Origin of the sequence: Haloferula sp. BvORR071 (assembly GCF_000739615.1) — a bacterium.
GTDB lineage: Bacteria > Verrucomicrobiota > Verrucomicrobiia > Verrucomicrobiales > Akkermansiaceae > Haloferula.
On the sequence record NZ_BATP01000045.1, the window covers coordinates 74542 to 99435 of the forward strand.

The following is a 24894-nucleotide window of genomic DNA, read 5'->3' on the forward strand; positions in this document are numbered from 1 at the left end:
CTCCGTCCCGGCCGTGGGGTTGAGTTGTTGGGTTGGGTTCGGCCGGAACGAGCATTCACCAGACGTTTGTCCTGGCGAACGCATTTCAATTTCCCCCGTAGATGTCAGACAACTACGGGAAGCCCCGCATATCTCGGGGATCCGGCGACCTGGGACATCCCCCTTTGGAGGGGGCTCCGCTCGACTCAGGTGGAGGCGATCCGCTTGCTGCTCCGCAGCACATCCTTCAGCCAGCCTTTCACCGCAGCAAAGCCACGGGAAAGTGCATGATCGCGCACGCCATTGCACTTCATGCGTCCGGCAATCATTTCCTCATGGCCGCGATAACGCGGCAAGAAAAGCAGGATCTCGGTCTCCTTGTCCGCTTCCTTGCGCTGGACTAGCGAGGGCGAGAGCAGGCCCTTGGCGACCAGCTTGTGGCCATCCGGCAGGGGCACGCTGCGTTCCTCAAGGAAGCACATGCGGCGATAGCGGAAGACCGCGGAACCATTGTCCAGGATCACCACCCGGCCGCCGGTGCGGGCCGGCAGGTCGCCGAGGCGGCCCAAGGTGAAAGCGTGCGGGCTCTCCGGCGCGGCGCGGCGCCGGCCCCGCCCGGGCAGCAGGATATCCGCAGCGAAGCGGCTGCCGAAGATCGCGAGGCGCATGGCGGAAGGCGCAAGCCACGCGGCCAGCGCGATGATGACGAGGCAGGCAAGGGCGGCGAGCCACGGGGCGACCACATACATCAGGACGACGGAGGCCAGCACCGAGGAGCGCACCAGCTTGAGCAGGGCATCCAGTGTGGAGAAGGGTGAAAGGATGATCAGCACGTTGATCGCGTGGCTGCAGATCCAGACCAGCAGGAAGGCGAAGATCGAGATCGGCACAATCAGCCACAGAAAATCGATCGTTGCGAAGCTCTGCCCGAAGAGCGAGACGGCGGCAGCCGGCACCGCGGTGCCGGCTGCCTCCGGGTGCTCCGCCTTGAAGTGCTGCATCATGTCATTGGCCACGAAGGGCACAAAGGCGGCGCTGGCCACGAGGGCGCTGGCCTTGTTCTCGAAGAGTTCGACCATGTCGAAGGGCTTCTTCAGTACGCCGGGCATGGCAGTGCCGAGCGAGTCCTTCAGGAAGCACAAAGCCAGCAGCGCCAGCCCGCAGCCCCAAGCCCAAGGCTGGCAGAACCAGGGTAGATCGGCGCGTGCGGCGGGATCGGTATGCCAGTAGCGCCAGGCACCCACGGCGCTGACACCGAGCAGCGGCGAGATTGCCACGCCGGTGATCTCGGTGATGCCCTGGCTGAGGGCCACGCCGGGGATATACTTCTCCTGCTTCGCTTCCACCTTGGCGGCAGGAGCTGGCGGCGCGGCCGTGCCGCGCTCGACCTCCTGCGCTTGCAAGGGAGCAATGGCCATGAGCGCGATCGCGAGGATGGCGCGGCAGATCCGGGACTTCATGCCGCGCGTGGTAACAAATCGCGGGGGGCCCGGCTATCCGAGAATGACCTCCGGGCGGTGGAAAGGGCGGGGGATTTTCCACACTCCGCGTGGAGGAAGAAAAGCACCCCATGTTGGTAGTGCTACAGTGCGAACTTGCCATCACGGCGGCACTTGTTCACGGCTTCACGCGCCATTTTTTCCTCCCAATGGACAATCATTCCGAATTCGAAAGCCTCTTGGGCCGCGACGTGGACCCGTCGCATCTGCCACCGGCGGAACGCCTGTGTGCCATCTTGCGCGGCTTGTTCGATTGCTTGCAGGATCTCAACCAGCGCTTGGCCGATCTGGAGGCAAGGGAGGACGGACGCCGGTATTGAGCGGTCTGCCGCTCAAGCTCAAAACAGGTGCCCGATGAGGGTGAAGAGGAGTTCGAGCAGAGCCCCGGCACCTTCGGCGCTCGTCGCATCCAGAATCGCGTCGAGGCTCCGGCGCAGCCCGAAGATCGAGAAGACGGCAGTCAGGGCACCTGCGATGTCGAGCAAGACTTGTTTCGCGACTTCATCAATGGGCCAGCCGGTGAGGCCGGCGAACAGCATCGCGAGGCCCGCGGTGAAGAAGATAAGGCGCAGCGCGCCTGGAAGCATCAGGACCTTGGGCCTGCGGTGTTCCGGCTCGCCGGACGTCCGATGCGTCCCCCCGGCGACGTGGAGGCCGGCCTCGATCGTGTGGGTTCGCAGCTTGTCCTGACCACCGGGCATGGGGACTTTTATTCAAGTCCCGCAAAGTCGGCTGCTGCAATTGAACGGGAATTTTCCACCACGCCGCTTCACTCGCCTTCCTTCTCCAGCTTGAAGTCATATTCTCCCGGCGCGCCGAAGACCGGTTCGCTCGATTCGAAGTCCTCGTTCGCTTCCTTGAAGCCCGGGGCTGCCACAGTGATGAAGCGCAAGTAGGGCGCGGAGGCGCGCAGTTCGTAGGCACCGTCCTCACCGCTCGTGGTCGATTCAAAGTTGTGGTCGTCCGAGTAGCTCAGGGGTTCGCTGTGGCGGGAAATGCCGGCAGTGACCTTCGCGCCGGACAAGGGTTTGCCATCCGGGCCGGTGATGTGGCCGTGGAAAAGGTGGGGGCTTTCCGGCGCGATCACGCAGCGGATCTCGATTTCTTTTTCGTCCTCGCGCGGCGTGATACGGTCCACGATCGTATCGACCCACTGGGTGCGGAGCCGGGTCTTGATCCAAACCGGCTCCTTGTCGTCTTTCATATCGATCCGGGCGGAGAACTGGAAGGTCGCTGGATAGACGCCTTCGAGCGCGAACTTGCCACTGGCATCGCTATCCGTCTCGCGGCGGAGTATCCCGCCGCCGTAGCCGGTATGGGATTCCATCTGCAGATCTGTCCACGCAGTGACGTGGCCGACAAGGGGCTTGCCGGCTGGATCTACGAGCATGCCGGTGATGCGCATGGCAAGCAGGAGTTGGAGCGCAAGTGGCGTGCTGTCTTCGGTTAGCAGCCGGCGCCGGCGGAGAAATTCGCCGAGCTCATCGCGGGCCTCGGATTGCTCCAATTGCTCCTCCTCTTTTGCTCCGTCCACGTCGTTCTCCGGGTGATAGATCCGCGGGCTGATCACGAAGCCCGCCTTCCCGGCATCGGCGACGAGGTGATAGGTTCCCCAGCCCGGTAGATCTTCGCCGGTGAGTTCCTTGGCCTTGTAACAGGAAAAGCGGCCGAGGCGCACCTGGCAGTGCCCGCCGGCATCCGTCTTGAAGTGCCAGCCCGGGTGCGGCTCCTCGCCTTCATCGAGGCTCGCGGGATTGTACATCGACTGGCGGGCGACGCCGACCAAATCGACCGGCACGTCAGCGGCGGGCTTGCCTGCGGTGTCGGTGAGGCTGACTTCGATCGTGCGCCATGCGACCTTGGTGGGCTTGTCCTCCTCCGCCTGCGCCATGGCCATCCACGATCCTGAAGCGATGGCCAGCAGGGCGGCGAGTGGGCGAATTTTCATCTGGCGGTGATACGAAGCATTTCGTGCTCCTTGCTCAAGAGCCGAGCAGCGACCGACAAGGAACTGTGCGGGCGGAGTTATCCCCACGACATTGCATGCTGACGAAAGGACCGATCCGGGAAACGCTCCTCACACTGCTCCTGCTGGCCAATGTGGCAGTGCTGGCGCTGCTGTGGACGGCGCAGCAACGCGTCCTGCGTGAGAACGAGGCACTGCGTAGCGAAGTCAAAAAATGGCGATACGTGGCGGAAGCTCCCGCTGGGGATCGAGCCCGGGCCGCCGCGCAACCCAGCGACTACGAGTTGGAGGGATACCGCAAATCGGCGCGCGAGAAGGTGGCGGAACTGAAGGCGACGAAGGATGCAGCGCGGAAGCACGAGTTGTTGGGCGCGATTTCAGCAATGCCGGAAGGATCCGTGGAGCCTGGGACCCTGCTGGAACTGATTGGCGAACTTCCGGAAGGCGAGCGATCGGCGGTCTATGCTCAATACGCTCAGTATTTCGCTGCCAGGGAGCCGGCCAAGTATTTCGAGATGCTCGCGAAGCTGGGCCCGGGGGATCGCCGCCAAGATGCGGTGCGCGACGGACTGCCGGAGCTTGATTCTCCGAATCTGAAAAAGTTGTTCGCGATTGTGCAGGCTTGGGGCAGCCAAGAGGAGATCGAGGATCTTGCGCAGTGTTTTCACTCCCTCGACGAGGCGAAGTTCAGTGCCGTGGACCTCTTGGCGTGCGCCAAGGACCTCCCTTCAGGGAACGAAGCGGAGCGCTACGACCTCCGTGGCTCCTTGACCTTCGGCGCGGGCGAGCTTGATGCCCACGCTGGAGTGTATCGTGATCCCGGGATCCTTCGTGCGGACTTCGGCGAGGCAGCCGCTGATCGCTACCTCGAGGCGAATCTAACTGAGTTGCTGGGCACGGGCGACGAGGGCCCGGAGGCCTTCCTCGGTATGATGGCACGCGGAAAAATTGGCGCGGAAACGCGGCGGGGCCTTTGGAACCAGATGGCCAGCATCGCGCTGAACCGCAGCAATGGCGAGGCGCTGGCCTGGGGCTGGAAGCTGCCGGAGGCAGACGCCGGAACCTACTTTGAGATGCTGGGCCGGGGTCTGGCTCGGCAAGACATCGATCAGGCCGCCAAGGTGGTGGCAGAGATGCCGACCGGGAAGGCCCGCGAGGCGATGGCGGCGGCAGTGGAAGAGCGCCGGCAGGAGAGCGGCGCGAGGTAGGCTGCGGGCACTTGCTTGCGCGCGAATCCGGCTTCTGCTTTGGATCGTGGCGGAGAGAATGGCGGAGTCCGATGCGGCACCAGCCAGCGATTGCCGATGAAAGGAAACATCAAGGGGAAGATCCTCGCGCTGCTGCTGCTGGGCGGCGTCGTGGCGCTGATTGTGTTGTGGTTCGTGCAGCAAAAGGCGGCGCGGGAAGATGACCAGTTGCCGGCTCCGGCATCGGGCTCTGCGGTCGCGCCGCGCTGACGGCTCGCATTGGGATTTCCCGGGGATTTCACCGGCGCTTCCTCGTGGCTTCGCGGTCACGATGGACTGTCCGCTGCGATGAACGAGGCGGGATGGAACCATGGGTGGCGGAAGGCGCTGCGGATCTCGCTCGCGGTGCTGCTGATCCCGGTGTCGCTCTATGCTGCCTGTTTCGTCTGGCGCTTCTGGAGTCCGCAGCTTGGAAAGATTGAGCTGCGGGGGCCTGCCTGCGATTCGAATCGTGTCCTCGTCAAGGTGAGCAATTCCGGTGAGGGCGGGGGAGGGCTTGACCTGAAGGTTGTGGACTGGCCTTGGACCTTTTGGGAACCGGCGCAGGTTGATCGCTATGTGCCCTTCGATGAACCGCCGCGGATGATCCATTGGAGCGGGGACGGCTCAGTGATCGCGGTACGCTCGGAGTATCGGGCCAATCAGCCCGATCCCTTCCAAAAGGCCTATGACTTCAAGAATCACCAACTACTGGCGAGCTATAGTCCACCAGGATCGGATGCCTACATCCGGAGGCTGATGGAGGAGCGCGGTGGGATCGGGCTGGATGTCGCTGCAAGCGTCGATCATCAGCCGTTGGCGAGGTGGGACGCATGGCTGCCGGGTCGTGCGCTGCCAGCAGGGGTCATGTTGGCAGGGCTGCTGGGATCTTGGTGGCTGGTGAGGGGATCGCGGCGGACCCCAATGATCCAAGCTGGCATTCTGCAATTCGCGAAAAGCGGAAGGTCCTGATATTCTGGAAAGTCGGCTCGACCTTTGGCCTCCAGTAGAGATGGTGCGCCCATGCTGCTGCGGACCACCCTTTTGACGACGGTTCTGGGAAGTCTGGCGATCTTGCCGGGTGCGGTGAAGGCCGAGGAGGGGCCGGGACGTCACCGGGTGACGCCGCTGGAAATCCGTCGCAAGCGGGAAGCGGCGGAGGAAAAAGCGGAGCGGGCCGGGGGCGATTTCAGCCCGCTGCCACGGGTGCCGCGGATCATCGGCGGCAACCAAGCCATGAGCGGCGAGTATCCGTGGATGGCGGCGCTGGTGAGCGCGGATGAGCCGAGCAACTACGATGCTTTCTTCTGTGGCGGCTCCCTGATCCATCCCTACTGGGTGCTCACGGCATCGCACTGTGTCGTCGGCAGCAAGGCGGAGGATCTGGAAGTGGTACTGGGGGCGACGAATTTGAACAGCTCCGCAGGAGTCCAGCGGATCCCGGTGGCGGAGATTGTGATGTCGCCGAAGTTCAATGACTTCACGCTGGACCAGGACTTCGCGCTGCTGCGCTTGGCGCAACCGGCGAACGCCTCACTCACACCAATCCCGATGCTTGATGCCGCGGAACTGGCGGTGCCCGGGACCTTCGCGACAGTGACCGGCTGGGGCGACACGACTGATGGCAACCGCCAGTACCCGGCGCAATTGCAGGAGGTGCAGGTGCCGATCGTGGATCTGGCGGTGGCGAACGCCACGGCGGCCTACGAGGGCACCCTGACCGAGAACATGCTGCCGGCGGGCTATCAGGCGGGTGGCAAGGATTCCTGCTCGGGCGACAGCGGCGGCCCGCTGCTGGTGCCCTCGGCGGCGAGTCCGACCGGCTTCATGCAGGCGGGAATCGTGAGCTTCGGCAGCGACCAAGGCTGCGCGGTTCCGGATGCGTATGGGATTTACTCGCGGGTGGAGAAGTTCCGCCGCTTCATCCTCGGCCATACCTTGCCGAATTATGCGGCTTGGGAGCTGGCGAATGGCCGCAGCGGCGAGCTGCGCGATCCGGATGGCAATGGTTTCACGAACTTCGAGGACTTCGCCCTGCCCGGGCATGTGCTGGAGAAGACGGTGAGCGGAGGGTTTGCAAAGTTCACCTGGGTGCGCCCGGCGCTGTCCGGAGAGGTTGACTATATCCTCGAGAATGCGCCATCCACGGCGGGACCGTGGACGGCAAAGGCGGCGACTTTCGTTGGCGTGGAGCAGATCGCAAGTGACCGTTTGCGGTGGACCGTGCAGCTGCCGCAGGCGCAGGACACCGGGGTCTTCCGGGTGCGGGCAGCGGTTGCCCAGCGAGTGGAGCGCGGGCCGCGGTTGATCACCTTTGGTAGCGGCGTTAATGGGTCTTTTGATAACACGGGCCTCTTTCCAGCGCCAGTTCCGCCCACGGATTACCAAGGCTACCGCCTGACGGGCATGACCCCGGGCCAAACAGCGACGGTGACGCTACGCTCGAATGATTTCGATGCCGGGCTGATTCTTCAGGACGCCGCAAACCGGAGCGTGGATCTGCAGACTTCCTACGGGAATAATGCCGGCGGCGGGACCGGTAAGGACGAGAGCTTGAGCTTCGTTGTTCAGCCGGGAATCGACTATCTGGTGCAGGTCGTGGGTGTCGGCGGAGCGGGTGGCGACTACGAGCTGAGTTTGTGGAACTCCGCGGCGCAGGCCGCCCTTCCGGCACTGACGATTCCGGCGACGGGTAAGCCGAAGAGTGTGAAGGGCCGTATCACGGTGGACGATGCCTATGATCCCTTCTTCCTCCCCGGCGGGGAATATTTGAAGGACGACTATCGTCTGGAGCTGACTCTCGAGGCCTGGGGCAAGATGCTGGAACTGAGGATGAACTCGAAGGGCCGCGGAGCCGCAGGGATCGATGACTTCATCGGTCTGGTGGATGCGGAGAGCGGCAGGCTGGTGACCGGGAATGACAACCTGAACCTCAAGTCGAACAACGCGGTGCTGCGCTTCCTACCGATCCCGGGGAAAGCCTATACGGTGCGCGCTTCCTCCGCGGAGGAGAATGACACCGGCACCTACGGCTTGAGCGGGGGAGTGCCGAAATTGAGCCCGAAGACGCCGCTGGCGACGATCGCGCTCGGGGCCACGGCGGCGGGCAAGCTGGGCAAGAGCTCCGAGGTCGACGAACACTACTTCACACCGAAGCGCGACTATCTGCTGGATGCGGTGAACTCGCCGACGAGTGTGTTCGTGACCTTGGCGTCGGGGAGTTTCGACGCCTACCTTTTCGTCTTGGATGCGAGCACGCTGCAAATCGTGAAGGAGGCCGACAGCGGCGGCCCGGCGGGCGGGCTCGACAATGCGCGGGTGGAATTCACCGCCGAACCGGGCAAGCGCTACCTGCTGCGCGCCGCCACCTACAAGGAGACTGAATCGGGCTCGTATGTGATCGCCACCGGAGTGAACCCCTGATAGCCCGCAGTCATGCCGCCTGAGATCCCGATTTACGAAGAAACCTGGTTTGTGCCCGCGCTCTTGGGCGGGCTGCTGCTTTTCCAAGTGCTGTTGCTGCTTGTGGTGCTGGCGCTCTCCGGAAAGGTCTCGCGGCTGGCGCGGATGATCGCCGCGCGGGATGCCGGGCCGGCGGCCGGCCCCGAACTGACGCAGAAGAAGGAGGAGAACTCCGAGCAGAAGAAGCAGTTCGCCAAGTTCCTGGAGGAAAATCCCTCCCGCAAGGAACTGCCGAAGAAGGAGCAATTCGCCGAATTTCGTAAGTGGCGGGATGAGAAGGGCTTGAATTGGAAATCGGCAGGGGAGGGGTGAGATTCAGCCCGCCGAGCTGGGCTAACGATGGCTCCAAGTCTCCCGGCTGACATGTGGGGATGCAGGGAAATCCATTGCGTTTTCGGCGATTGGGGTGGGGAAACCATGAAGCTTCCTCATTCGTTCGGAGGGTTTTTGGATTCCTTGAGGTTTTTCCGGTTGCCAGTGCGGAGTGGTCTAATCAACCTTCTCGCCCGCCGCCGGAAATACACTCCGGTTGCACTGCAAAAACGCTTGTGAAAAATTTCACAAGCACCCAGATTTTCCCCGCCGAGCACCTCGTCGCAGCACTGTCATGGCCAATTTCTTCCCGCGCTGGACCAATTTTCTGCCCCTGAAAATCGCCATTTGTGCAGGTGCCGTGGCCACTGGCGCGGTCTTCGCCTTCACTTACTACGCGACGCCGAAGACCCTTGCCGCGGGCTACCAGCCTTCGCAGCCGATCCCGTTTTCACACAAAATTCACGTGGATCAGTTGGGTTTGGATTGCCGCTACTGCCACTCCTTCGAGGATGTTTCGGGCACTTCGAACGTTCCGGGCAGCAACACCTGCTGGAACTGTCACCAGCACGTCCGCAAGGACAGCCCGAAGCTGCAGCCGCTGCGTGACCGCATGGATCCGACCCTGAAGTCCCCGGACTTCGGCAAGCCAGTGAAGTGGGTGCGGGTCCACAAGCTGCCCGACTACGTCTATTTCAACCACTCCGCGCACTTGAACCGCGGGATTTCCTGCCAGAGCTGCCACGGCGACGTGGATCGCATGGAAACGGTCTACCAGAAGAACAGCCTCTCGATGGGCTGGTGCCTGGAGTGCCACCGCGCGCCGGAGAATCACCTCCGTCCGCTGGAAGAAGTCTTCAACCTGAAGTACGACCCGCAAGTCTACTTCAACGAGCATCAGGCGGAAATGCAGAACCTGGGCGTCAAGAAGCCCGAGGATCTCGGCAAGGTGCTCAAGGAGCACTGGAACATCCACTCCAAGGAGACCTGCGCGACCTGCCACCATTGATCTGATCCATTCGTTCCCGCTGCGGCACGAGCCGATTCCTTTCCTTCTTTTTCTGATTCTTCGTCCGATCCATCGCCCATGAGCAAGCGCATCTGGCAACACCCCGAAGTTCCCGCCGATGAAACCACCGTTTCGTGGCGGAGCGTCGGTCAGCTTGAGGACACCCCGCACTTCCGCTCCTGGATGGAGCGCGAGTTCCCGCAGGGCGTGGCGGAAATGGCGAATGAGGAAGATGCCGAGGTTTCCCGGCGCTCCTTCATGAAGCTGATGGGCGCCTCGACCGCACTGGCAGGTTTCGGCCTCGCCGCTTGCCGTCGCCCGGAAAGCTACATCATTCCCTACAACAAGGCGCCGGAGTGGGTGATCCCGGGCAAGGCGACCTACTACGCATCCAGCATGCCGCGCCCCGGTGGTGCCGTGCCGCTGGTGGTGACCACTTTTGAAGGCCGCCCGACCAAGGTCGCGCCGAACTCGCTGCACCCGGACATGAGCGGCACGGATGCCTTCGCTCAGGCCTCGGTGCTGGATCTCTACTCGCCCTCACGCTCGCGCACGGTGCTCAACAACGCCCAGGCTTCCAGCCGCGCGGAGTTCGAGAAGGTGTTGGCGACGGTGGCAGCGGATGGCGCGGCGAAAGTTGCCTTCGTCTTCGGCCACGATGATTCCCCGACCCGGGCACGCCTGATCAAGGACCTGAAGGCCAAGTTCAAGGCCGCTGAGTTCTTCGCCTACGAGGCGCTTGAAGGGACCCAGGTGCTCGCCGATGGCGTGGCCCAAGTGGTTGATTTCGAGAAAGCGGATAAGATCCTCTCGCTCGACAGCGATTTCCTCTGCCTCGACGGGCAAGGCAAGACCAGTGCCTTCTTCAATCGCCGCAAGCCGGAAGGCGCGGCCTACGACAAGAAGGCCAATCCGGATTCGATGAACCGCCTCTACGTGGTGGAGAGCGTCTACTCGATGACCGGTGGTATGGCCGACCACCGCCTGCGCGTGGCCCCGAGCCAAGTGCTGCGGGTGGCCGCCCAGATCGCCCGCGAACTGGGCGTGAACGCCGGCTCCGCGGTGGAAGCGATCACTGACGAGAAGCATCTCAAGTGGATCAAGGCGCTGGCCGCCGACCTCAAGGCCTCCGGCAGCAAGTCGGTGGTGCTGGCCGGTTCCCGCCAATCGGCTGCGGTGCAGCAGATTGCGCTGGCCATCAACGCGGCGCTCAGCAGCGCGGCGGTGAAGGGCGTGAAGCGCGATACCAGCGGTCTCGGCAACTTCGACGGGCTGGTGGAAAAGCTGAAGGGCGGCGCGATCGACACGCTGTTCCTTTTGACCCCGGCCAACCCGGTTTACGATGCGCCGGCGAATGCTGGATTCGAGGCCGCGATGGCCAAGGCCAAGACCGTGATTCATCTCGGCAGCCGCACCGATGCCACCGCCCACAAGGCGACTTGGCACGTGCCGGTAACCCACTATCTGGAGAGCTGGGGCGACGGGCGGACCCTGACCGGGGTCTACACCGTGGTGCAGCCGATGATCCTGCCGCTCTACGGCGATTGCGTGAGCGAGCTGGAATTGCTGGCAGCGTTGCTGACCGCCGATGGCAAGCTGATCACCGGCGAGACCGCGGATGGCAAGCCTTCCCCGGCCTACGACGCGGTGCGCGCGACCTTCGAAGCGATCGGCGGCAAGGGCGACGAGCCTTGGAAGAAGCTGCTGCGCGACGGTTTCCACGCCAAGTCCACTTACGAATCGGCTGAGCTCACCGCAGCGGCTGGAACCATCTCGGCGCCGCCGGCGGCGAGCGGAGTGGAAGTGATTTTCTCGACCGACGGTTCGGTCTATGACGGCCGTTGGATCGACAATGGCTGGCTGCAAGAAGCCCCCGATCCGATCTCGAAGATTTCCTGGGACAATGCCGCGCTGATCGCGCCGGAGACCGCGAAGAACCTCGGGATCTACGATGAGATCGTGCAACTGGAGACCGAGCGTGCGGCCAAGAGCCCGGACGCGGAAGGTCCTCAACGCACCGGTCCGCTGATCAAGGTCAAGGTCAACGGCGAAGAGCTGGTCCTGCCAGCCATGATCGCTTTCGGCCAAGCCGAGAACACGGTGGTGATCCCGCTGGGTTACGGCCAAGGCTTCGACAAGGAAGACAAGTTCAACCGGAATGCCAAGGGCAACTCCCCGGCCAGCCACGTCGGCTTGGTGGGTGTGAACTCGGGCTTCAATGCCTACCCGCTGCGCCACTCGGAGACGAAGTACTTCGCCACCGGCGCAAGCGTCGAGAAGGCGGAAGGCAAGTATCCGCTGGCCCTCGTGCAGGAGCACTTCGCGATGTATGGCCGCGCGCTGGCCCGCGAGATCTCCACGATGGAGGACGAGAAGAAGGGGGATTTCGCCGAGCAGCTCCAGAACGTCGCGAAGCAGGGCAACGACGCCCACGCGCCGGAAAACATTTCTCTCTACAAGCAGGAAGACAAGAAGGGTGATCCCCACCTGAGTGACAAGATTCACCAGTGGGGGATGACGATCGACCTGTCGTCCTGCATGGGCTGCAACGCCTGTCTCGTCGCCTGCCAGGCCGAGAACAACATCCCGATCGTGGGCAAGGAGCAGGTCATGAAGGGCCGCGAAATGCACTGGATCCGGATGGACCGCTACTTCGCCATCGAGAAGCCCGAGGCCGGCAAGGAAAAGGACGTCTTCGACCTCGGCAACCCGGCGCTGGTTCCGCAACCGGTGGCCTGCATGCAGTGCGAAAGCGCGCCTTGCGAAACGGTTTGCCCGGTGAACGCCACGGTTCACGACCAGGAAGGCCTGAACGTGATGGCCTACAACCGCTGCATCGGCACCCGCTACTGCGCGAACAACTGCCCGTATAAGGCCCGCCGTTTCAACTTCTTCGACTACAACAAGCGCAACCCGCTGATCGCCCACAACCTCTACAAGGGTCCCTTCGGCGAGAAGCAAGTCGGGACCGCGCCGCACCTGCAGCGCAACCCGAACGTCTCGGTCCGCATGCGCGGCGTGATGGAAAAGTGCACCTACTGCGTGCAGCGCCTGAAGGACGCCAAGATCCGCCAGAAGCGCGGCCAGAAGCAGGAAGTCCTGCTGACCGGCGAGCGTTCCTCGCAGCTCAGCGTGAGCAACGAGACCCTGCGGATCCCAGTGGACTCCGTGAAGGTCGCCTGCCAAGAGGCCTGCCCGGCCGGTGGCATCGAGTTCGGCAACCTGCTCGACGAGGATAAGTCCGTGATGGGCCGCGCCAAGAAGAGCGAGCGCAACTACGAGCTTCTGCACTACATCGGCACCAAGCCGCGCACGACCTACCTGGCGCGGGTGAAGAATCCGAATCCGACGATGCCGGACGCGCCTTCCATCGGCAAGGCGACGATCCACATGCACTAAGACGCATCTCCAATTTCCAATTACCATGGGAGCCACTTCCACAGAACATGCGCCGAGCGAGACGCGGCAGGGACCAAAGATCCCGGTGCTGGAGCGCGAGAACCTTATCCTGAGCGGTCGTTCGTACCACTGGATCACCGAGCGCATCGTCGGCGTGGTGGAGAACCGCCAGCCCTTCTTGTGGTGGCTGCTCTTCATCCCCTGCGCGCTGATCGCGATGGTCGGCGTCGGCATGGGCCTGACCTACCTCGTTTCGACGGGTGTCGGTGTCTGGGGCATGTCGAACCGCGTCTTCTGGGGTTGGGACATCACCAACTTCGTGTTCTGGATCGGTATCGGTCACGCGGGAACCCTGATCTCCGCGGTGCTCTTCCTAACCCGGCAGAATTGGCGAACGTCAATTAACCGAGCGGCGGAGGCCATGACCATCTTCGCGGTGATGTGCGCCGGCATTTTCCCGGCATTCCACGTCGGTCGTGTCTGGATGGCCTGGTTCCTGGCCCCGATCCCGAACGCCAACGCGATCTGGCAGAACTTCAAGTCGCCGCTGCTGTGGGATGTGTTCGCGGTTTCGACCTACTTCACGATCTCGCTGATCTTCTGGTATCTCGGCATGGTGCCGGACCTCGCGACCATCCGCGACCGCTGCAAGCCGGGCCTGCGCAAGATGCTCTACGGCATCTTCTCCCTCGGCTGGCGCGGTGGTAACCGCCAGTGGAGCCACTACGAAATGGCCTACCTGTTGCTGGCCTCGCTCTCGACCCCGCTGGTGCTTTCCGTGCACTCGGTCGTGTCCTTCGACTTCGCCACCTCGATTGTTCCCGGCTGGCACACCACCATCTTCCCGCCGTACTTCGTCGCAGGCGCCATCTTCGGTGGCTTCGCGATGGTGCTCACCATCATGGTCCCAGCTCGCCAGATCTACGGCCTGCACGACCTGATCACGATGAAGCACATCGACAACATGGCGAAGATCATCCTGCTGACCGGCACGATCGTCGGCTACGCCTACCTGATGGAGCTCTTCGTGGCCTACTACTCGGGTGCGAAGTATGAGATGGACGCCTTCAAGTATCGCATCACCGGTCCTTACTGGTGGGCTTACCTGGCGATGATGAGCTGCAACGTGCTGTCGCCCCAGATCTTCTGGTTCAAGGCTGCTCGCGAGAACCTGTGGGTAATCATGGGAGTCTCCATGTGCGTGAACGCCGGCATGTGGTTCGAGCGCTTCGTGATCATTGTGACCACCTTGGCGCGCATGTTCCTGCCGGGTGACTGGAAGTCCTACAGCCCGAGCTACGTGGAGATGGCCCTGTTCATCGGCACCATCGGCATGTTCCTGGCGCTCTTCCTCCTCTTCCTGCGCTTCCTGCCTTGCATCAACATTGCCGAAGTGAAGTGGACCCTCAAGGAGTCCGACCCGCACTTCGACGACCACCACGACCATCCGGATGAAGGGGTCCAGACGATCCCTTCCTATCAGCACGAGCTGCACTCGAATGCCAAGGCATGAGCCGCCCGGGGCCAGTGATTTGAAATTTCAGATTTAAGAATTCCTAGAACGTGAGCACCACCCGCAAACGAGTTTACGGATACCTCGCCGAGTTCGGCAGCGCTTCCGCCCTGTACAAGGCGGCGGAGAAGGTGCGCGATGCCGGCTTCCGCAAGTGGGATTGCCACACGCCGTACCCGGTCCACGGACTGGATGGGGCGATGGGGATGAAGCGCTCGATCCTGCCGTGGTTCGTGTTCTTCGGCGGCATGCTGGGGACCGCGACCGGCTTCGGCTTGGCCTACATCACCCAGGTGGAGATCTACCCGACGGTGGTGCAAGCAAAGCCGGCCAACCTCTTCACCGTGCCGGCTTTCTTCCCGATCATGTTCGAGCTGACGATCCTGTTCTCGGGTTTCACCACGCTCTTCGGCCTGCTGGCACTGATGAAGCTGCCGCGCCTCAACCACCCGCTGTTCGCCAGCCGCCAATTCCACCGCGCGACGGACGACGCCTTCTTCATCGCGCTCGAAGCGCGCGACCCGAAGTTCCACTTCGATAAGACCCGGGCCTTCCTTGAGGAGATCGGTGGCAAGAGCATCGAACTCGTCGAAGAGGAGGACTGATCCTCGCTATCCCTTTCCGCTTACCGCCTTCCGAATACCGATTTCGCCGTGAAATACTTCTTCATCGCCTACGCGATTATCGCGGCCCTGTTCATCGGCTTGATGCCGGCACGGGGTTCGAAGAGCCCGAACGCACCCTTCCGCCTGTTCCCGGACATGGATGAGCAGGACAAGCTGAAGGCGCAGAAGCCGGATGACTTCTTCGCGGACGGCCAGGGCGGGCGCTTGCCGGTGCACGGCACGCAGGCACTGGGCTTCAATCCCGAAGGCTCGAAAGAGATCGGCGGCATTCCAGAAATGGAATTCGGCGGTGGCACTGGCTACTACGCAACCGGCGGGATCGACGGCTACTACGCCAACGGCATGCCCGAGGAGCTTGGGCTCACCGACGAGAACGTGGGTGCTTTCCTGCGCCGCGGCGAGGAAGCCTTCAACATCAACTGCTCGATCTGCCACGGCAAGTCGGCGGACGGGCAGGGGATCACCGGCCAGTTCGGCGTTCCCGGCATCGCCAACCTGACCGACGATACCAAGAAGCAGACGGTCTATCCGGACGGCCGGATGTTTGAGGTGATCACCAACGGCAAGGGCCAGATGGGCTCCTACAAACACAACGTGCCGCTGCGCGACCGCTGGGCGATCATCGCCTACGTCCGCACGCTGCAATACGCCCGCAAGGCTCCCTATGAAGGTGCGGTGAAGGCCGCCTACGACAAGGGCATCGCCGAACAGCAAGCCAAGGCAGGCAAGTAAGAAACCTTTTCCCCAACGAGATGTCTCATCACTTTGTCACATCAGCCGACATCCCGGCGGAAGGCGAGCGGATCTCCAGCAGTAAGCTGGACTCGGTCCGGCGCATCGCCGGCGGCGCGGCCGCGATCACGGGCCTGATCAGCGCTTACCTGCTGTTCGTTGCGCCGCCCAATATCGCCGGTCCTTTCGCCTACTCTTGGCTCTTCGCGCTCTTCTTCTTCTTCACGCTGGCGATCGGCGGTTGCTTCTGGACCCTGCTCCACAACGTCTCGAATTCGAGCTGGGGCACCTCGGTCCGCCGCATCATGGAAAACCTCGGCGCCGTCTTCCCGTGGATGGCGATCTTCGCTGCGCCGCTGCTCTTCCCGCAGGTCCAGAAGTGGCTCTTCGAGTGGATGAACATCCACAACGCCGCGGGTGGCAGTCCCTTCGATGGTTTCCTCTTCGGCTTCTACGGCAGTGATTCCGTGAAGCATGGCTTGGAAGAACAGGGTCAAGCCCTGCTGGTGAACAAGGCTTGGTACATGAACAAGGTGGCCTGGTATATCCGCTTCGCCTTCTACTTCATCGGCATGGGTCTCGTGATCAATGGTCTGCGCAAGCTCTCCACTGCCCAGGACGTGGACCCGAATCCGGGCACCGGCAACCTGTTCAAGGCCCGCGCTCGTTCCAGCTACAGCCTGATCATCTTCGCAATCACCATCACCTTCGCCGGCATCGATTGGCTGCAAGGCCTGAAGTATGAGTGGTTCTCCACGATGTGGGGTGTCTACCTCTTCGCCGGTGCCGCGCTGAACTCGATGGCAGTGATCATCATCACCGCGACGCTCTTGCAGAAGGGCGGCTACCTAAAGCGCGTAGTGGGCCCCGAGCACTACCACATCATGGGCAAGCTGCTGCTGGCCTTCACGATCTTCTGGGCCTATGTCTCCTTCTCCCAGTTCTTCCTGATCTGGTATGCGAACATCGCGGAAGAAACCCAATGGTTTACCATCCGTAACACGGAAGGCTGGAACACCGGCAGCATCGCCTTGGTCTTCTGCCACTTCGTGATTCCTTTCGTGATCTTGCTCCAGGCCTGGCTGAAGAAGAACCCGAAGCTCCTGAGCATCGTGTGCGCTTACACCCTGGTGATGCACATCCTCGATCACTACCTGATCGTGATCCCGGAGCGCTCGGTCTCCCTGGGCAACATGCTTCCCGATATCTTCCCGCTGAAGAGCGATGCGCATCCCGATGGCATCACGACCGTGATTCCGGGTGCCTTCTGGGGTGACATCTTCGCCTTTGTGGCGGTGGGCTCCGGCTTCCTGTTCTTCTACCTGCGGGCCCTGTCTCAGACGGCGACCTACCCGCACCGTGACCCGCGGATCCTCGAGTCCGCCAACGTTTCCAACTGATCCCTTTCCGGCACTTTTCTACCTCGCCCATTTTCAGCGATGTCTTCCCAAAACGACAATCCCCTGATCCGCTTCGTCGCCTTCTGGTGGGCGCTCGGCGTGTTCTCGCTCTTCGCGGTGATCCTGCTAGCGTTGAAGCTGCTCGGTGGTGGCAAAGCGGAGTCCAACCCGCTTGAAGAAGCTGCTGCGGCGAAGCGCTATGAGGCGGCTGCCAAGGTGAAGTCTGCCCAAGCTGCGAATTTGGCCTATAAGGAAGTGGAAGCCGGCAAGGTTGTGCAGGTGCCGCCGCACGATGTGTTTCCGATCATTGGCAAGGAGTTGGTGGCCTCCAAGGGTGTGGCGGTAAAGGATCCCGCGCAGATCATTCCGGGTGGGCCTGCCGTCAATACCTCGGCTGATGCGGACTTCGGCGCTATCGACAAGATGAGCCCGCCTGCTGGCACTGCTCCGGACGAAGCCGCAATGGCCGCGGGCAAGGCAATGTTTACGGTTTGCGCCGCCTGCCACGGCATGGACGGCAAGGGCACCCCGATGGTCGGTCCGCCGCTGGCGGGTTCCGAGTGGGTGGACGGCCCGGTTTCGAACCTCATCCGCATCCAGTTCCGCGGCCTGACTGGCCCGATCCACGTTGGCGGTCAGGAGCTGACCTTCGCCGCACCGATGATGCCGGTGATCGCGGCGATGGATGATGCCACCATCGCGAACGTGCTGACCTACGTCCGCAATAGCTTTGGCCACAGCGCTGGTCCTGTCCTGCCGGATCAAGTGAAGGCACTGCGCTCGGAAACCGGCAAGCCGCCGCTGACCGAGGCCGACCTGATCAAGCCGACCAAGCCCTGAGCCGAATTACGACTCCCACGAATTTCCCATGTCCACACCATCCCAGACTCCGGTGAACGACGCGCTACGGCGCGCGGAGATCGACCTGTCGTTGCGCCACCCGGTGATGTTCTTCTTCACCAGCGGTGCCGCATGGCTGGCAGTGGCGATCCTGCTCGGGATCATCGCCTCGGCCAAGACGCACAGCCCGGATTTCCTTTCCAGTTGCTCCTTCCTGACCTACGGGCGGGTGCAGAGCGCGCACATCTCGGCGCTGGTTTATGGCTGGGGTTGCCAGGCGGCCTTCGGGGCCCTGATCTGGCTGATGGCGCGCCTCTCGCGCCAGGAATGCCGCGCAGCCGGGATCATTCTGGTGGCAGGCCACGTTTGGAACTTTGCGATCTCGCTGGGCCTCATCTCGATTCTTGCCGGTGAAGGAACAGGCATGCCGTGGATGGAATTCCCGGTCTTCGCCTGGGTGCCGATGCTGCTCGCCTATGCAGCGATCGCAATCTGGTCGATGGTCCAGTTCAAGCTGCGCCCCGCCGGTCACGTCTTCATCTCGCAGTGGTATATTCTGGCGGCACTGATCTGGTTCCCTTGGGTTTTCGCCAGCTCGCACCTGATGATCCACGCCTTCGCCGGTAACCCGGTCATGGCTGCGGCGATCAACGCTTGGTATCGCTCCGGGATGCTGCTGCTGTTCTTCGTGCCGACTGGCATCGCGGCTGCCTACTATCTGGTGCCGAAGGTGACGGGTCGCCCGGTTTACAGCTACTCGCTGTCCTCGCTTGGTTTCTGGTCGCTGGCGATCATCGCTCCTTGGGCTGGCATGCAGAAGCTTGCCGGTGCGCCGATCCCGAACTTCCTGCCTTACCTCGGTGCCGCTGCGACGATCCTGTTCGCGATCCCGGCGATCGCGGTATCGGTGAATCTTCTCAAGACCGCCTCCGGTGCGCCGGAAACGGTGGCGAACAGCCCTTCGCTGCACTTCACCTTGGCCGGTGTGATCGGCCTGCTGGTGCTGGGTGGCGCGGCGGTGTTCCTGAACAATCCGGCGGTCCTGCCGGGCACCCAGTTCTCGATGGCCAACTACGGCTTCGATCTGCTGGGCCTGTATGGCTTCTTCAGCTTCATCGCCTTCGGCGTGATCTACTTCGTGGTGCCGCGCATCACCCGCCGTGAGTGGCTGTCCAGCCGCCTGATCAAGATGCACTTCTACTTCTCGATCTACGGAGTGGCGCTCGTGGTGCTGGTGGCAGTCTTCGGTGGCGCGATGCAGGGCATCGGCCTGGAGGCTTACAAGCAGCCCTTTGAAGACGCGATGACCCGTGCGAACCCCTATGCGGTGGCAACCACGCTGGCCTGGTGCTTCCTGCTCTTCTCGAACGTCTTCTTCTTCTTCCACCTGACGCTGATGTGGCTGCGCCTCGGCCGTCGCAGCTCGCACCCGACCCTGCTGGGTGCACACCACGCGGATGATCTCCACGACGCGACCCACGGTCCGGAAGGGGATATCGACAACGGCGGTCCCGGCACGGTGATCCAGAATCCGCATCCGCACGCCCACTAAGACCTTCACGTTTCGAACTTCCGAACTGGGATTTCAAAATCACTTTTCATGAGCTTCCGCCAATTCGCATTCGGCCTCACTGCCTGCTTCCTCGTCCCGTGGGTGGCCATCGTGATCATTCCTTTCTTCATGATGCACCACCTGAAGCCGGTGGCATACAATGAAGCGACCGATGGCAAGGATGGCCTTTACAGGCCACAAGCGACCGGCCGTCTGGTGAACGGTTCGGAAGTCTATGCCGCGAACGGCTGCTATCACTGCCACAGCCAGCTCATCCGTCCGGTCTATGCTGGCAATGACTTGGGCCGTCCGGACTGGGCTGGCCTGAAGAGCGACGAGGAGCGTGGCGACACCCGCCGCCAATCGAACATTTTCGACTATCAATTCGAGAAGTTCGCCCAGATCGGGGAGAACCGCTTTGGTCCTGACCTTTCGAATGTCGGCCTCCGGGTCGAGAAGGAGTATGCCAAGGGTAGCGATCCGAAGGTCTGGCTGCTGAACCATCTCTACAATCCGCGTGCGAATCCGAAGCTGGTGACCTCGAAGTGCCCGTCCTTCCCCTTCCTGTTCGAGACCAAGAAGATCCAAGGTCAGACACCGGCCAACGCCATCGTGGTCAAGGATGGCGAAGCCGTGGTGCCGAGCTTTGAAGCCGATGTGCTGGTGGACTACCTGATGTCCATGAAACACGACGACGCGGTTCCAGGTTCGATGAACCACCTGCCGCCCGCCCCGAAGGGTGGTGCCAAGGCTGCCGCCCCCGCCGCCGCTCCCAAGGGCTAACATCGCAATTTTCCTTTTTCCTTTCCGATGCACGATCCTACCAAGCCCGACCTCGAGGAATCGGTGAATGTCACCGAGGCCCACGAGCGCGTCCTCCGCGGTGCGGCCGCGGCATCCCGTGAAAACCGGCTCACCGAGAACGGTGCCGAGCCGGTCTCGATGTGGGTGATGGCGCTGTGCTTCATTCCGGTGATGTTCGCCGGCTGGACTGCCTTCGGCTACGGCACGCCGCTGTTCTCCTACAAGGATACGGTCCGCGAAGGCTACGTGCAGGTGATTCCTCCGGATGACGATGGTGCGAAGGCTGAGCCAATGACCGCCGTCCTAGCCTACTCCAAGAAAGGCGCGAAGATTTACTCGAAGTGCAGCGGTTGCCACGGCCCGGACGGCAAGGGTGACGGCAATGCCTATCCTTCGCTGGCGGGTTCCGCCTTCGCGCAGGGCGAGAACGAGCGCTTTGCGATGATCGTTCTCAACGGCCTGACCGGACCGACTTCGTATGGCAAGACCTTCGGCGTGATGCCAGCGCAGGGCGCGGGCATGAGCCCCGAAGACCTCGCCTGCGTGATGACCTACGTCCGCAACAACTTCGGCAACAAGGTTGGCGATGTGGTGAGCAAGGCCCAGGCCGCCGAGGCCATCAAGATTTCCGCCGGCCGCGCCAAGGCCGGTGCAGCCGTCACCGGCGACGAGTTGAACGCCGATCACAAGAAGACCCTGTCGGGTGCCGCCGTCAAAGCGGACGACATGGTCGATCCGATCACCCTCGAGGCGGTCGCCAAGTAACCTGACTTTTTCCCTTTACGCCAAGCATGAGCGCCCACGCCGCACACGCCGATCACCACTCCGACCATGAGCACGGCCATGGTCACGGTCACGATGACCATCACCATCACGATCCGGGGTTCTGGAAGAAGTACGTCTTCTCCACGGACCACAAGACGATCGGGATCCAGTATGGCCTGACGGCGATGGCCTTCTTGGCCTTCGGCTTCTACCTGATGATGGTGATGCGCTGGAGCATCGCCTACCCGCACCGGCCGCTGCCGGAGTGGATGGCCTGGATCTTCACGGACACGTGGAAGGCACGCTGGCTGGTGGACGGCAAGGTGACGGGTGAGACTTACAACATGTTCGGTGCCATGCACGGCACGATCATGGTGTTCCTTGGGATTGTGCCGCTTGGCTTCGGTGCCTTTGGCAACTACGTCACGCCCCTCCAGATCGGTGCGGTGGACATGGCCTTCCCGAAGCTGAACATGACGAGCTACTGGCTCTACCTGCTCGGCGGCCTGACGATGTGCCTTTCCTTCTTCATGGAGTCCGGTGCGGCCAAGTCCGGTTGGACGAACTACTCACCGCTGGCGGGATTCGCTGACGGGCAGATCGTGAACCAGTGGCTGGCCGGTCAGACGCAATGGCTGATCGGTCTGGTGCTGCTGATTTCATCCTCGCTGCTCGGTTCGGTAAACTTCGTCACCACGATCATCAACCTGCGGGCCCGCGGGATGACCTGGATGCGCATGCCCTTCTTCGTGTGGGCGATGCTGGTAACAGGCTTCTTGCTCCTGCTGGCCTTCCCTCCGCTGGAAGCCGCTGGCATTATGCAGCTCATGGACCGGGTTTCGCACTCGTCCTTCTTCATGCCTTCCGGCCTGTTCTCGAAGAGCGAGGGCCTGGCTGACCTTTCCGGTGGTGGTTCGCCGCTGCTGTTCCAGCACTTGTTCTGGTTCCTCGGTCACCCGGAGGTGTACGTTCTCTTGCTCCCGGCGATCGCCTGTGTGGCGGAAATCATTCCGGTGAACACCCGCCGTCCGCTGTGGGGTTACAAGGCGATGGTCTACGGGGTGATGACCTTGGGCTTCCTGTCCTTCATCGTGTGGGCTCACCACATGTATCTGACCGGCATGGGTCCGGTGGTTTCGACCTTCTTCCAGACCACCACGGTGCTGATCTCGATCCCGTCGGTGATTCTGCTCACCTCGATGATCATCTCGCTGTGGGGCGGTTCGATCCGCTTCACCCCGGCGATGATCTGGGCCTGCGCCTTCCTGCCGATGTTCGGTATCGGCGGTCTGACCGGTCTGCCGCTGGCCTTCAACCTGGTGGACCTGCACCTGCACGACACCTACTATGTGATCGGCCACTTCCACTACGTGGTGGCGCCAGGGATTCTCTTCGGCCTCTTCGCAGGGGTCTACCACTGGTATCCGAAGATCACTGGCAAGCACATGAGCAAGTTCCTCGCTCACTTGCACTTCTGGCCGAGCCTGATCTGCATGAACCTGATCTTCTTCCCGATGCTGACGCAGGGGATGGCCGGCTTCCACCGCCGCTGGTATAACGGTGGTGATGCCTACATGCCGAGCGGCGAGGGCAGCACGAACGTCTTCAGCCTGATCGTCGAGAAGCACATCGACCTGAACATCCTGATGTCGATGGCGGCATGGGCGATGGCACTGGCACAGCTTCCCTTCGTGATCAACCTGTTCGGCTCGCTCTTCTTCGGCCGCAAGGTCGAGAACGACAACCCGTACGACGCGACGACGCTGGAATGGGCGACGCCGACGCCTCCGGGCCACGGCAACTTCCTGACCGAGCCTTCCGTTTACCGCGGCCCGTATGAATACAGCCGCCCCGACTGCGAGGATGACTATCTGCCGCAGTGGGAAGAGCCCAAGCGTGAGGCAGGTGCCGTTCCTGCCGCCTCTGAGCTGCCCGGCCAAGCATCCACCCATCCTTCCGCCCACTGAGCCTGAGATCGATCCGGCTTCAAGCCTGCGGGCTTGAAGCGGGAAGCTGAACATTTTTCCCCATGGAAATCCCCTACATCTTCACCCCGCGCAAGGACACGGGGCTGGTCAACTCGAAGATCGCCATCTGGCTCTTCCTGGCCTCGGAAGTCATGCTCTTCGGCGGCTTTTTCTCCGCCTACATCTTCCTGCGCCTGGGTGCGGACTATCCGTGGCCGGAGCGCACCCTGCCGGTGCTGCCGGGTCTGATTAACACCTTCGTTCTGATCGGTTCCTCCGTGACCGTGATCTTTGCGTGGATGTCGCTGAAGCTGCGCAAGTGGCGCCAGTTCCAGATCTTCATGGCGATCACTGTGGTCTGCGCGGGGATCTTCATGGTGCTGAAGGGCATCGAGTACAACGTGAAGTTCCACCACCAGGCGGTGCGCCTGAAGGACTATGCGATCCTCGAAGGTCACTTGGGCTTTGAGCTCAAGGAAGGCGTGCACGTCGGCCACGGCGAGCAGCCGAAGGAAGAGGATTTCGCGCTGAACCACCACGGCAAGAAGATCGAGGAAGACACGATCAACTATAGCACCAGTGAAGTGAGCTTCAACACGGTGCGCTACCACCACGACTGGGTGGAGGAGATCATCGCCCACGCGGAAGCTGGCGGCACGGCCGTGACGCTGAAGGAAGACGTGGTGATGGGTAAAGGTGAGCAGGTCAAGGTGGACAAGGACGGCAACACCGAGCCGGCGACCACCCCGCTTTCCCGCGCTGACAATTTCGCCAAGGGTAGTGCGCTTTCGATGAAGCTGCTGGAGCGCATCACCGAGCTGCACAAGGACGCCCGCGCCCACAATGCCGACTTGCGGATCACCGCCTTCCGCAAGGCTTGGACCGTGGCCGACGAAAACTCCTCGGGCAAGACCGACCGCCAACTGGCGCCGGACGTGAAGATCGACGAAAGCCAGCTCGACCTGCATCACGAGCAGCCCGCGATTGCCTTCACGGTGGCTCCGGAGACAGTGTTCCATTTCCGCCCGCGTGACATCCAGGAAAACGGCAGCCCCGCTACCCTGCGCGACGGCACGGCCCTGACCGGCAAGCTTGAGGAAAGCCCGATGGTGTTCCACTACGTGGATGCGCTCGACTTCCGCTACCTGGCACTGAAGGTCCGCCAGAAGCTGGGCGTGGACGAACACTCCGACGCTGCTGACGGTGCGATCGAAAAGGCGATCGAAGAAAGCTGGGTGATGGCAAAGAACCCGGAGCTCAAGGAGATCTGGGAGAAGCAGCAGAAGGCTGTGGGGCTCTTGGCTGCCGAGCTCGCCGCCCACAAGCGGGTGCCGACCGAGAAGGACAAGTACCGGATCAACTGGCAGGAGATGGCCTACTATGCGACCACTCCGCTGGCGGATATCAAGATCGATGCGGGCAAGTATGTGATGCCGCACGTGGACACCCAGCCCAAGGAGCAATTCTTCGGCCCGAACTACGAAGGCCGCGCCGAGCAACATGCCTTCCCGCATTTGGAAATCCCGCGCGAGCAGGTGGCCTTCGCCTCGAAGTTCGCGCCGGCATGGAACACCTACTACGCGATCTACTTCACGATGACCGGTCTGCACGGCCTGCACGTCATCGGTGGCGCGCTGGTGCTCGCCTACTACCTGTTCTTCGGCAAGAAGATGTATCTGAGCAACCCGGAGTGGTTGGCCAACCGCGTGGAAGTGGGCGGCCTGTTCTGGCACTTCGTGGACTTGGTGTGGATCTTCCTCTTCCCGATCCTGTATTTGATGTAAGTTTTCCCGGATCGCGAGGTCCGAACGATCTGATTCTTTTTCCCACTCTTCTAATCGAC

At 62.2% G+C, this 24894-nt stretch carries 21 protein-coding genes; 18 read left to right on the forward strand and 3 right to left on the reverse strand.

The annotated features are described in order from the left end of the window. Window positions 1–185: 185 nt before the first annotated feature. A complete protein-coding gene (locus tag BV071_RS23720) occupies window positions 186–1439 on the reverse strand; it encodes a hypothetical protein (protein WP_035612396.1) in 1254 nt (417 codons plus the stop codon). Window positions 1440–1627: 188 nt separating this feature from the next. Here BV071_RS23720 and BV071_RS23725 point away from each other — a divergent pair, with 188 nt between their 5' ends. Beyond that, the gene (locus BV071_RS23725) at window positions 1628–1798 is read left to right on the forward strand and encodes a hypothetical protein (protein WP_265594792.1); all 171 of its coding nucleotides are present in this window, start codon (window positions 1628–1630) and stop codon (window positions 1796–1798) included. 18 nt (window positions 1799–1816) lie between these two features. On the opposite strand, the gene BV071_RS23730 is transcribed toward BV071_RS23725, so the two are convergent. Both BV071_RS23730 and BV071_RS23735 read right to left on the reverse strand, forming a co-directional pair. Beyond that, window positions 1817–2179, reverse strand: a complete 363-nt coding sequence (locus BV071_RS23730) for a hypothetical protein (RefSeq protein WP_035612400.1) — start codon at window positions 2177–2179, stop codon at window positions 1817–1819. 68 nt (window positions 2180–2247) lie between these two features. After that, window positions 2248–3426: a carboxypeptidase-like regulatory domain-containing protein gene (locus tag BV071_RS23735; protein WP_035612403.1), complete on the reverse strand. Its 1179-nt coding sequence runs from the start codon at window positions 3424–3426 to the stop codon at window positions 2248–2250. A gap of 95 nt (window positions 3427–3521) precedes the next feature. Between BV071_RS23735 and BV071_RS23740 the strand changes: the two genes are divergently transcribed. The 17 genes from BV071_RS23740 to BV071_RS23815 all read left to right on the forward strand — a co-directional run bounded on the left by BV071_RS23740 (window position 3522) and on the right by BV071_RS23815 (window position 24835). Next, window positions 3522–4652, forward strand: a complete 1131-nt coding sequence (locus tag BV071_RS23740) for a hypothetical protein (protein WP_035612404.1) — start codon at window positions 3522–3524, stop codon at window positions 4650–4652. Between the two features lie 96 nt (window positions 4653–4748). Next, window positions 4749–4901 (forward strand): hypothetical protein, encoded by a 153-nt coding sequence (locus tag BV071_RS35670; protein ID WP_265594793.1) that lies wholly within the window; start codon window positions 4749–4751, stop codon window positions 4899–4901. A gap of 78 nt (window positions 4902–4979) precedes the next feature. After that, window positions 4980–5642, forward strand: coding sequence for a hypothetical protein (locus BV071_RS23745; RefSeq protein ID WP_035612407.1), 663 nt, complete (start codon window positions 4980–4982; stop codon window positions 5640–5642). A 51-nt stretch (window positions 5643–5693) separates the two neighbouring features. Next, window positions 5694–8093: a serine protease gene (locus BV071_RS33555; RefSeq protein ID WP_052573802.1), complete on the forward strand. Its 2400-nt coding sequence runs from the start codon at window positions 5694–5696 to the stop codon at window positions 8091–8093. Between the two features lie 12 nt (window positions 8094–8105). Next, window positions 8106–8444: a hypothetical protein gene (locus BV071_RS23755; protein WP_035612409.1), complete on the forward strand. Its 339-nt coding sequence runs from the start codon at window positions 8106–8108 to the stop codon at window positions 8442–8444. 295 nt (window positions 8445–8739) lie between these two features. Next, the gene (locus tag BV071_RS23760; RefSeq protein ID WP_035612411.1) at window positions 8740–9453 is read left to right on the forward strand and encodes a cytochrome c3 family protein; all 714 of its coding nucleotides are present in this window, start codon (window positions 8740–8742) and stop codon (window positions 9451–9453) included. A gap of 78 nt (window positions 9454–9531) precedes the next feature. Beyond that, on the forward strand, window positions 9532–12852 hold the full coding sequence (locus tag BV071_RS23765; protein ID WP_052573803.1) for a TAT-variant-translocated molybdopterin oxidoreductase: 3321 nt from the start codon (window positions 9532–9534) through the stop codon (window positions 12850–12852). 25 nt (window positions 12853–12877) lie between these two features. Further along, window positions 12878–14365 (forward strand): NrfD/PsrC family molybdoenzyme membrane anchor subunit, encoded by a 1488-nt coding sequence (gene nrfD, locus BV071_RS23770; protein WP_035612413.1) that lies wholly within the window; start codon window positions 12878–12880, stop codon window positions 14363–14365. A gap of 50 nt (window positions 14366–14415) precedes the next feature. Continuing rightward, on the forward strand, window positions 14416–14970 hold the full coding sequence (locus BV071_RS23775) for a DUF3341 domain-containing protein (protein WP_035612415.1): 555 nt from the start codon (window positions 14416–14418) through the stop codon (window positions 14968–14970). 48 nt (window positions 14971–15018) lie between these two features. After that, complete coding sequence (locus BV071_RS23780; protein ID WP_052573804.1) at window positions 15019–15723, forward strand: cytochrome c; 705 nt, start codon at window positions 15019–15021, stop codon at window positions 15721–15723. Window positions 15724–15743: 20 nt separating this feature from the next. Further along, window positions 15744–17123 carry a hypothetical protein gene (locus tag BV071_RS33560; RefSeq protein WP_052573805.1) on the forward strand — a complete coding sequence of 460 codons (1380 nt, stop codon included), beginning with the start codon at window positions 15744–15746 and terminating at the stop codon, window positions 17121–17123. A gap of 39 nt (window positions 17124–17162) precedes the next feature. Then, on the forward strand, window positions 17163–17963 hold the full coding sequence (locus tag BV071_RS33565) for a cytochrome c (protein ID WP_052573806.1): 801 nt from the start codon (window positions 17163–17165) through the stop codon (window positions 17961–17963). 28 nt (window positions 17964–17991) lie between these two features. Continuing rightward, on the forward strand, window positions 17992–19515 hold the full coding sequence (locus BV071_RS23795; protein WP_052573807.1) for a cbb3-type cytochrome c oxidase subunit I: 1524 nt from the start codon (window positions 17992–17994) through the stop codon (window positions 19513–19515). Window positions 19516–19563: 48 nt separating this feature from the next. Continuing rightward, window positions 19564–20298: a cbb3-type cytochrome c oxidase subunit II gene (locus tag BV071_RS33570; RefSeq protein ID WP_052573808.1), complete on the forward strand. Its 735-nt coding sequence runs from the start codon at window positions 19564–19566 to the stop codon at window positions 20296–20298. A 27-nt stretch (window positions 20299–20325) separates the two neighbouring features. Beyond that, on the forward strand, window positions 20326–21084 hold the full coding sequence (locus tag BV071_RS33575; RefSeq protein ID WP_052573809.1) for a cytochrome c: 759 nt from the start codon (window positions 20326–20328) through the stop codon (window positions 21082–21084). Between the two features lie 26 nt (window positions 21085–21110). Further along, window positions 21111–23051 carry a cbb3-type cytochrome c oxidase subunit I gene (locus BV071_RS23810; RefSeq protein WP_052573810.1) on the forward strand — a complete coding sequence of 647 codons (1941 nt, stop codon included), beginning with the start codon at window positions 21111–21113 and terminating at the stop codon, window positions 23049–23051. A gap of 62 nt (window positions 23052–23113) precedes the next feature. Further along, window positions 23114–24835 carry a cytochrome c oxidase subunit 3 gene (locus BV071_RS23815; protein WP_035612417.1) on the forward strand — a complete coding sequence of 574 codons (1722 nt, stop codon included), beginning with the start codon at window positions 23114–23116 and terminating at the stop codon, window positions 24833–24835. Window positions 24836–24894: the final 59 nt, after the last annotated feature.

What these genes read in the sequence shown, in the direction of transcription:
- BV071_RS23815 (WP_035612417.1), top strand. Translation starts at nt 23,114, where the DNA reads ATGGAAATCCCCTACATCTTCACCCCGCGCAAGGACACGGGGCTGGTC.
- BV071_RS33565 (WP_052573806.1), top strand. Translation starts at nt 17,163, where the DNA reads ATGTCTTCCCAAAACGACAATCCCCTGATCCGCTTCGTCGCCTTCTGG.
- BV071_RS23760 (WP_035612411.1), top strand. Translation starts at nt 8,740, where the DNA reads ATGGCCAATTTCTTCCCGCGCTGGACCAATTTTCTGCCCCTGAAAATC.
- BV071_RS23725 (WP_265594792.1), top strand. Translation starts at nt 1,628, where the DNA reads ATGGACAATCATTCCGAATTCGAAAGCCTCTTGGGCCGCGACGTGGAC.
- BV071_RS33575 (WP_052573809.1), top strand. Translation starts at nt 20,326, where the DNA reads ATGCACGATCCTACCAAGCCCGACCTCGAGGAATCGGTGAATGTCACC.
- BV071_RS23740 (WP_035612404.1), top strand. Translation starts at nt 3,522, where the DNA reads ATGCTGACGAAAGGACCGATCCGGGAAACGCTCCTCACACTGCTCCTG.
- BV071_RS33555 (WP_052573802.1), top strand. Translation starts at nt 5,694, where the DNA reads ATGCTGCTGCGGACCACCCTTTTGACGACGGTTCTGGGAAGTCTGGCG.
- BV071_RS23810 (WP_052573810.1), top strand. Translation starts at nt 21,111, where the DNA reads ATGAGCGCCCACGCCGCACACGCCGATCACCACTCCGACCATGAGCAC.
- BV071_RS23795 (WP_052573807.1), top strand. Translation starts at nt 17,992, where the DNA reads ATGTCCACACCATCCCAGACTCCGGTGAACGACGCGCTACGGCGCGCG.
- BV071_RS23730 (WP_035612400.1), bottom strand. Translation starts at nt 2,179, where the DNA reads ATGCCCGGTGGTCAGGACAAGCTGCGAACCCACACGATCGAGGCCGGC.
- BV071_RS23735 (WP_035612403.1), bottom strand. Translation starts at nt 3,426, where the DNA reads ATGAAAATTCGCCCACTCGCCGCCCTGCTGGCCATCGCTTCAGGATCG.
- BV071_RS23755 (WP_035612409.1), top strand. Translation starts at nt 8,106, where the DNA reads ATGCCGCCTGAGATCCCGATTTACGAAGAAACCTGGTTTGTGCCCGCG.
- BV071_RS35670 (WP_265594793.1), top strand. Translation starts at nt 4,749, where the DNA reads ATGAAAGGAAACATCAAGGGGAAGATCCTCGCGCTGCTGCTGCTGGGC.
- BV071_RS33560 (WP_052573805.1), top strand. Translation starts at nt 15,744, where the DNA reads ATGTCTCATCACTTTGTCACATCAGCCGACATCCCGGCGGAAGGCGAG.
- nrfD (WP_035612413.1), top strand. Translation starts at nt 12,878, where the DNA reads ATGGGAGCCACTTCCACAGAACATGCGCCGAGCGAGACGCGGCAGGGA.
- BV071_RS23765 (WP_052573803.1), top strand. Translation starts at nt 9,532, where the DNA reads ATGAGCAAGCGCATCTGGCAACACCCCGAAGTTCCCGCCGATGAAACC.
- BV071_RS33570 (WP_052573808.1), top strand. Translation starts at nt 19,564, where the DNA reads ATGAGCTTCCGCCAATTCGCATTCGGCCTCACTGCCTGCTTCCTCGTC.
- BV071_RS23720 (WP_035612396.1), bottom strand. Translation starts at nt 1,439, where the DNA reads ATGAAGTCCCGGATCTGCCGCGCCATCCTCGCGATCGCGCTCATGGCC.
- BV071_RS23745 (WP_035612407.1), top strand. Translation starts at nt 4,980, where the DNA reads ATGAACGAGGCGGGATGGAACCATGGGTGGCGGAAGGCGCTGCGGATC.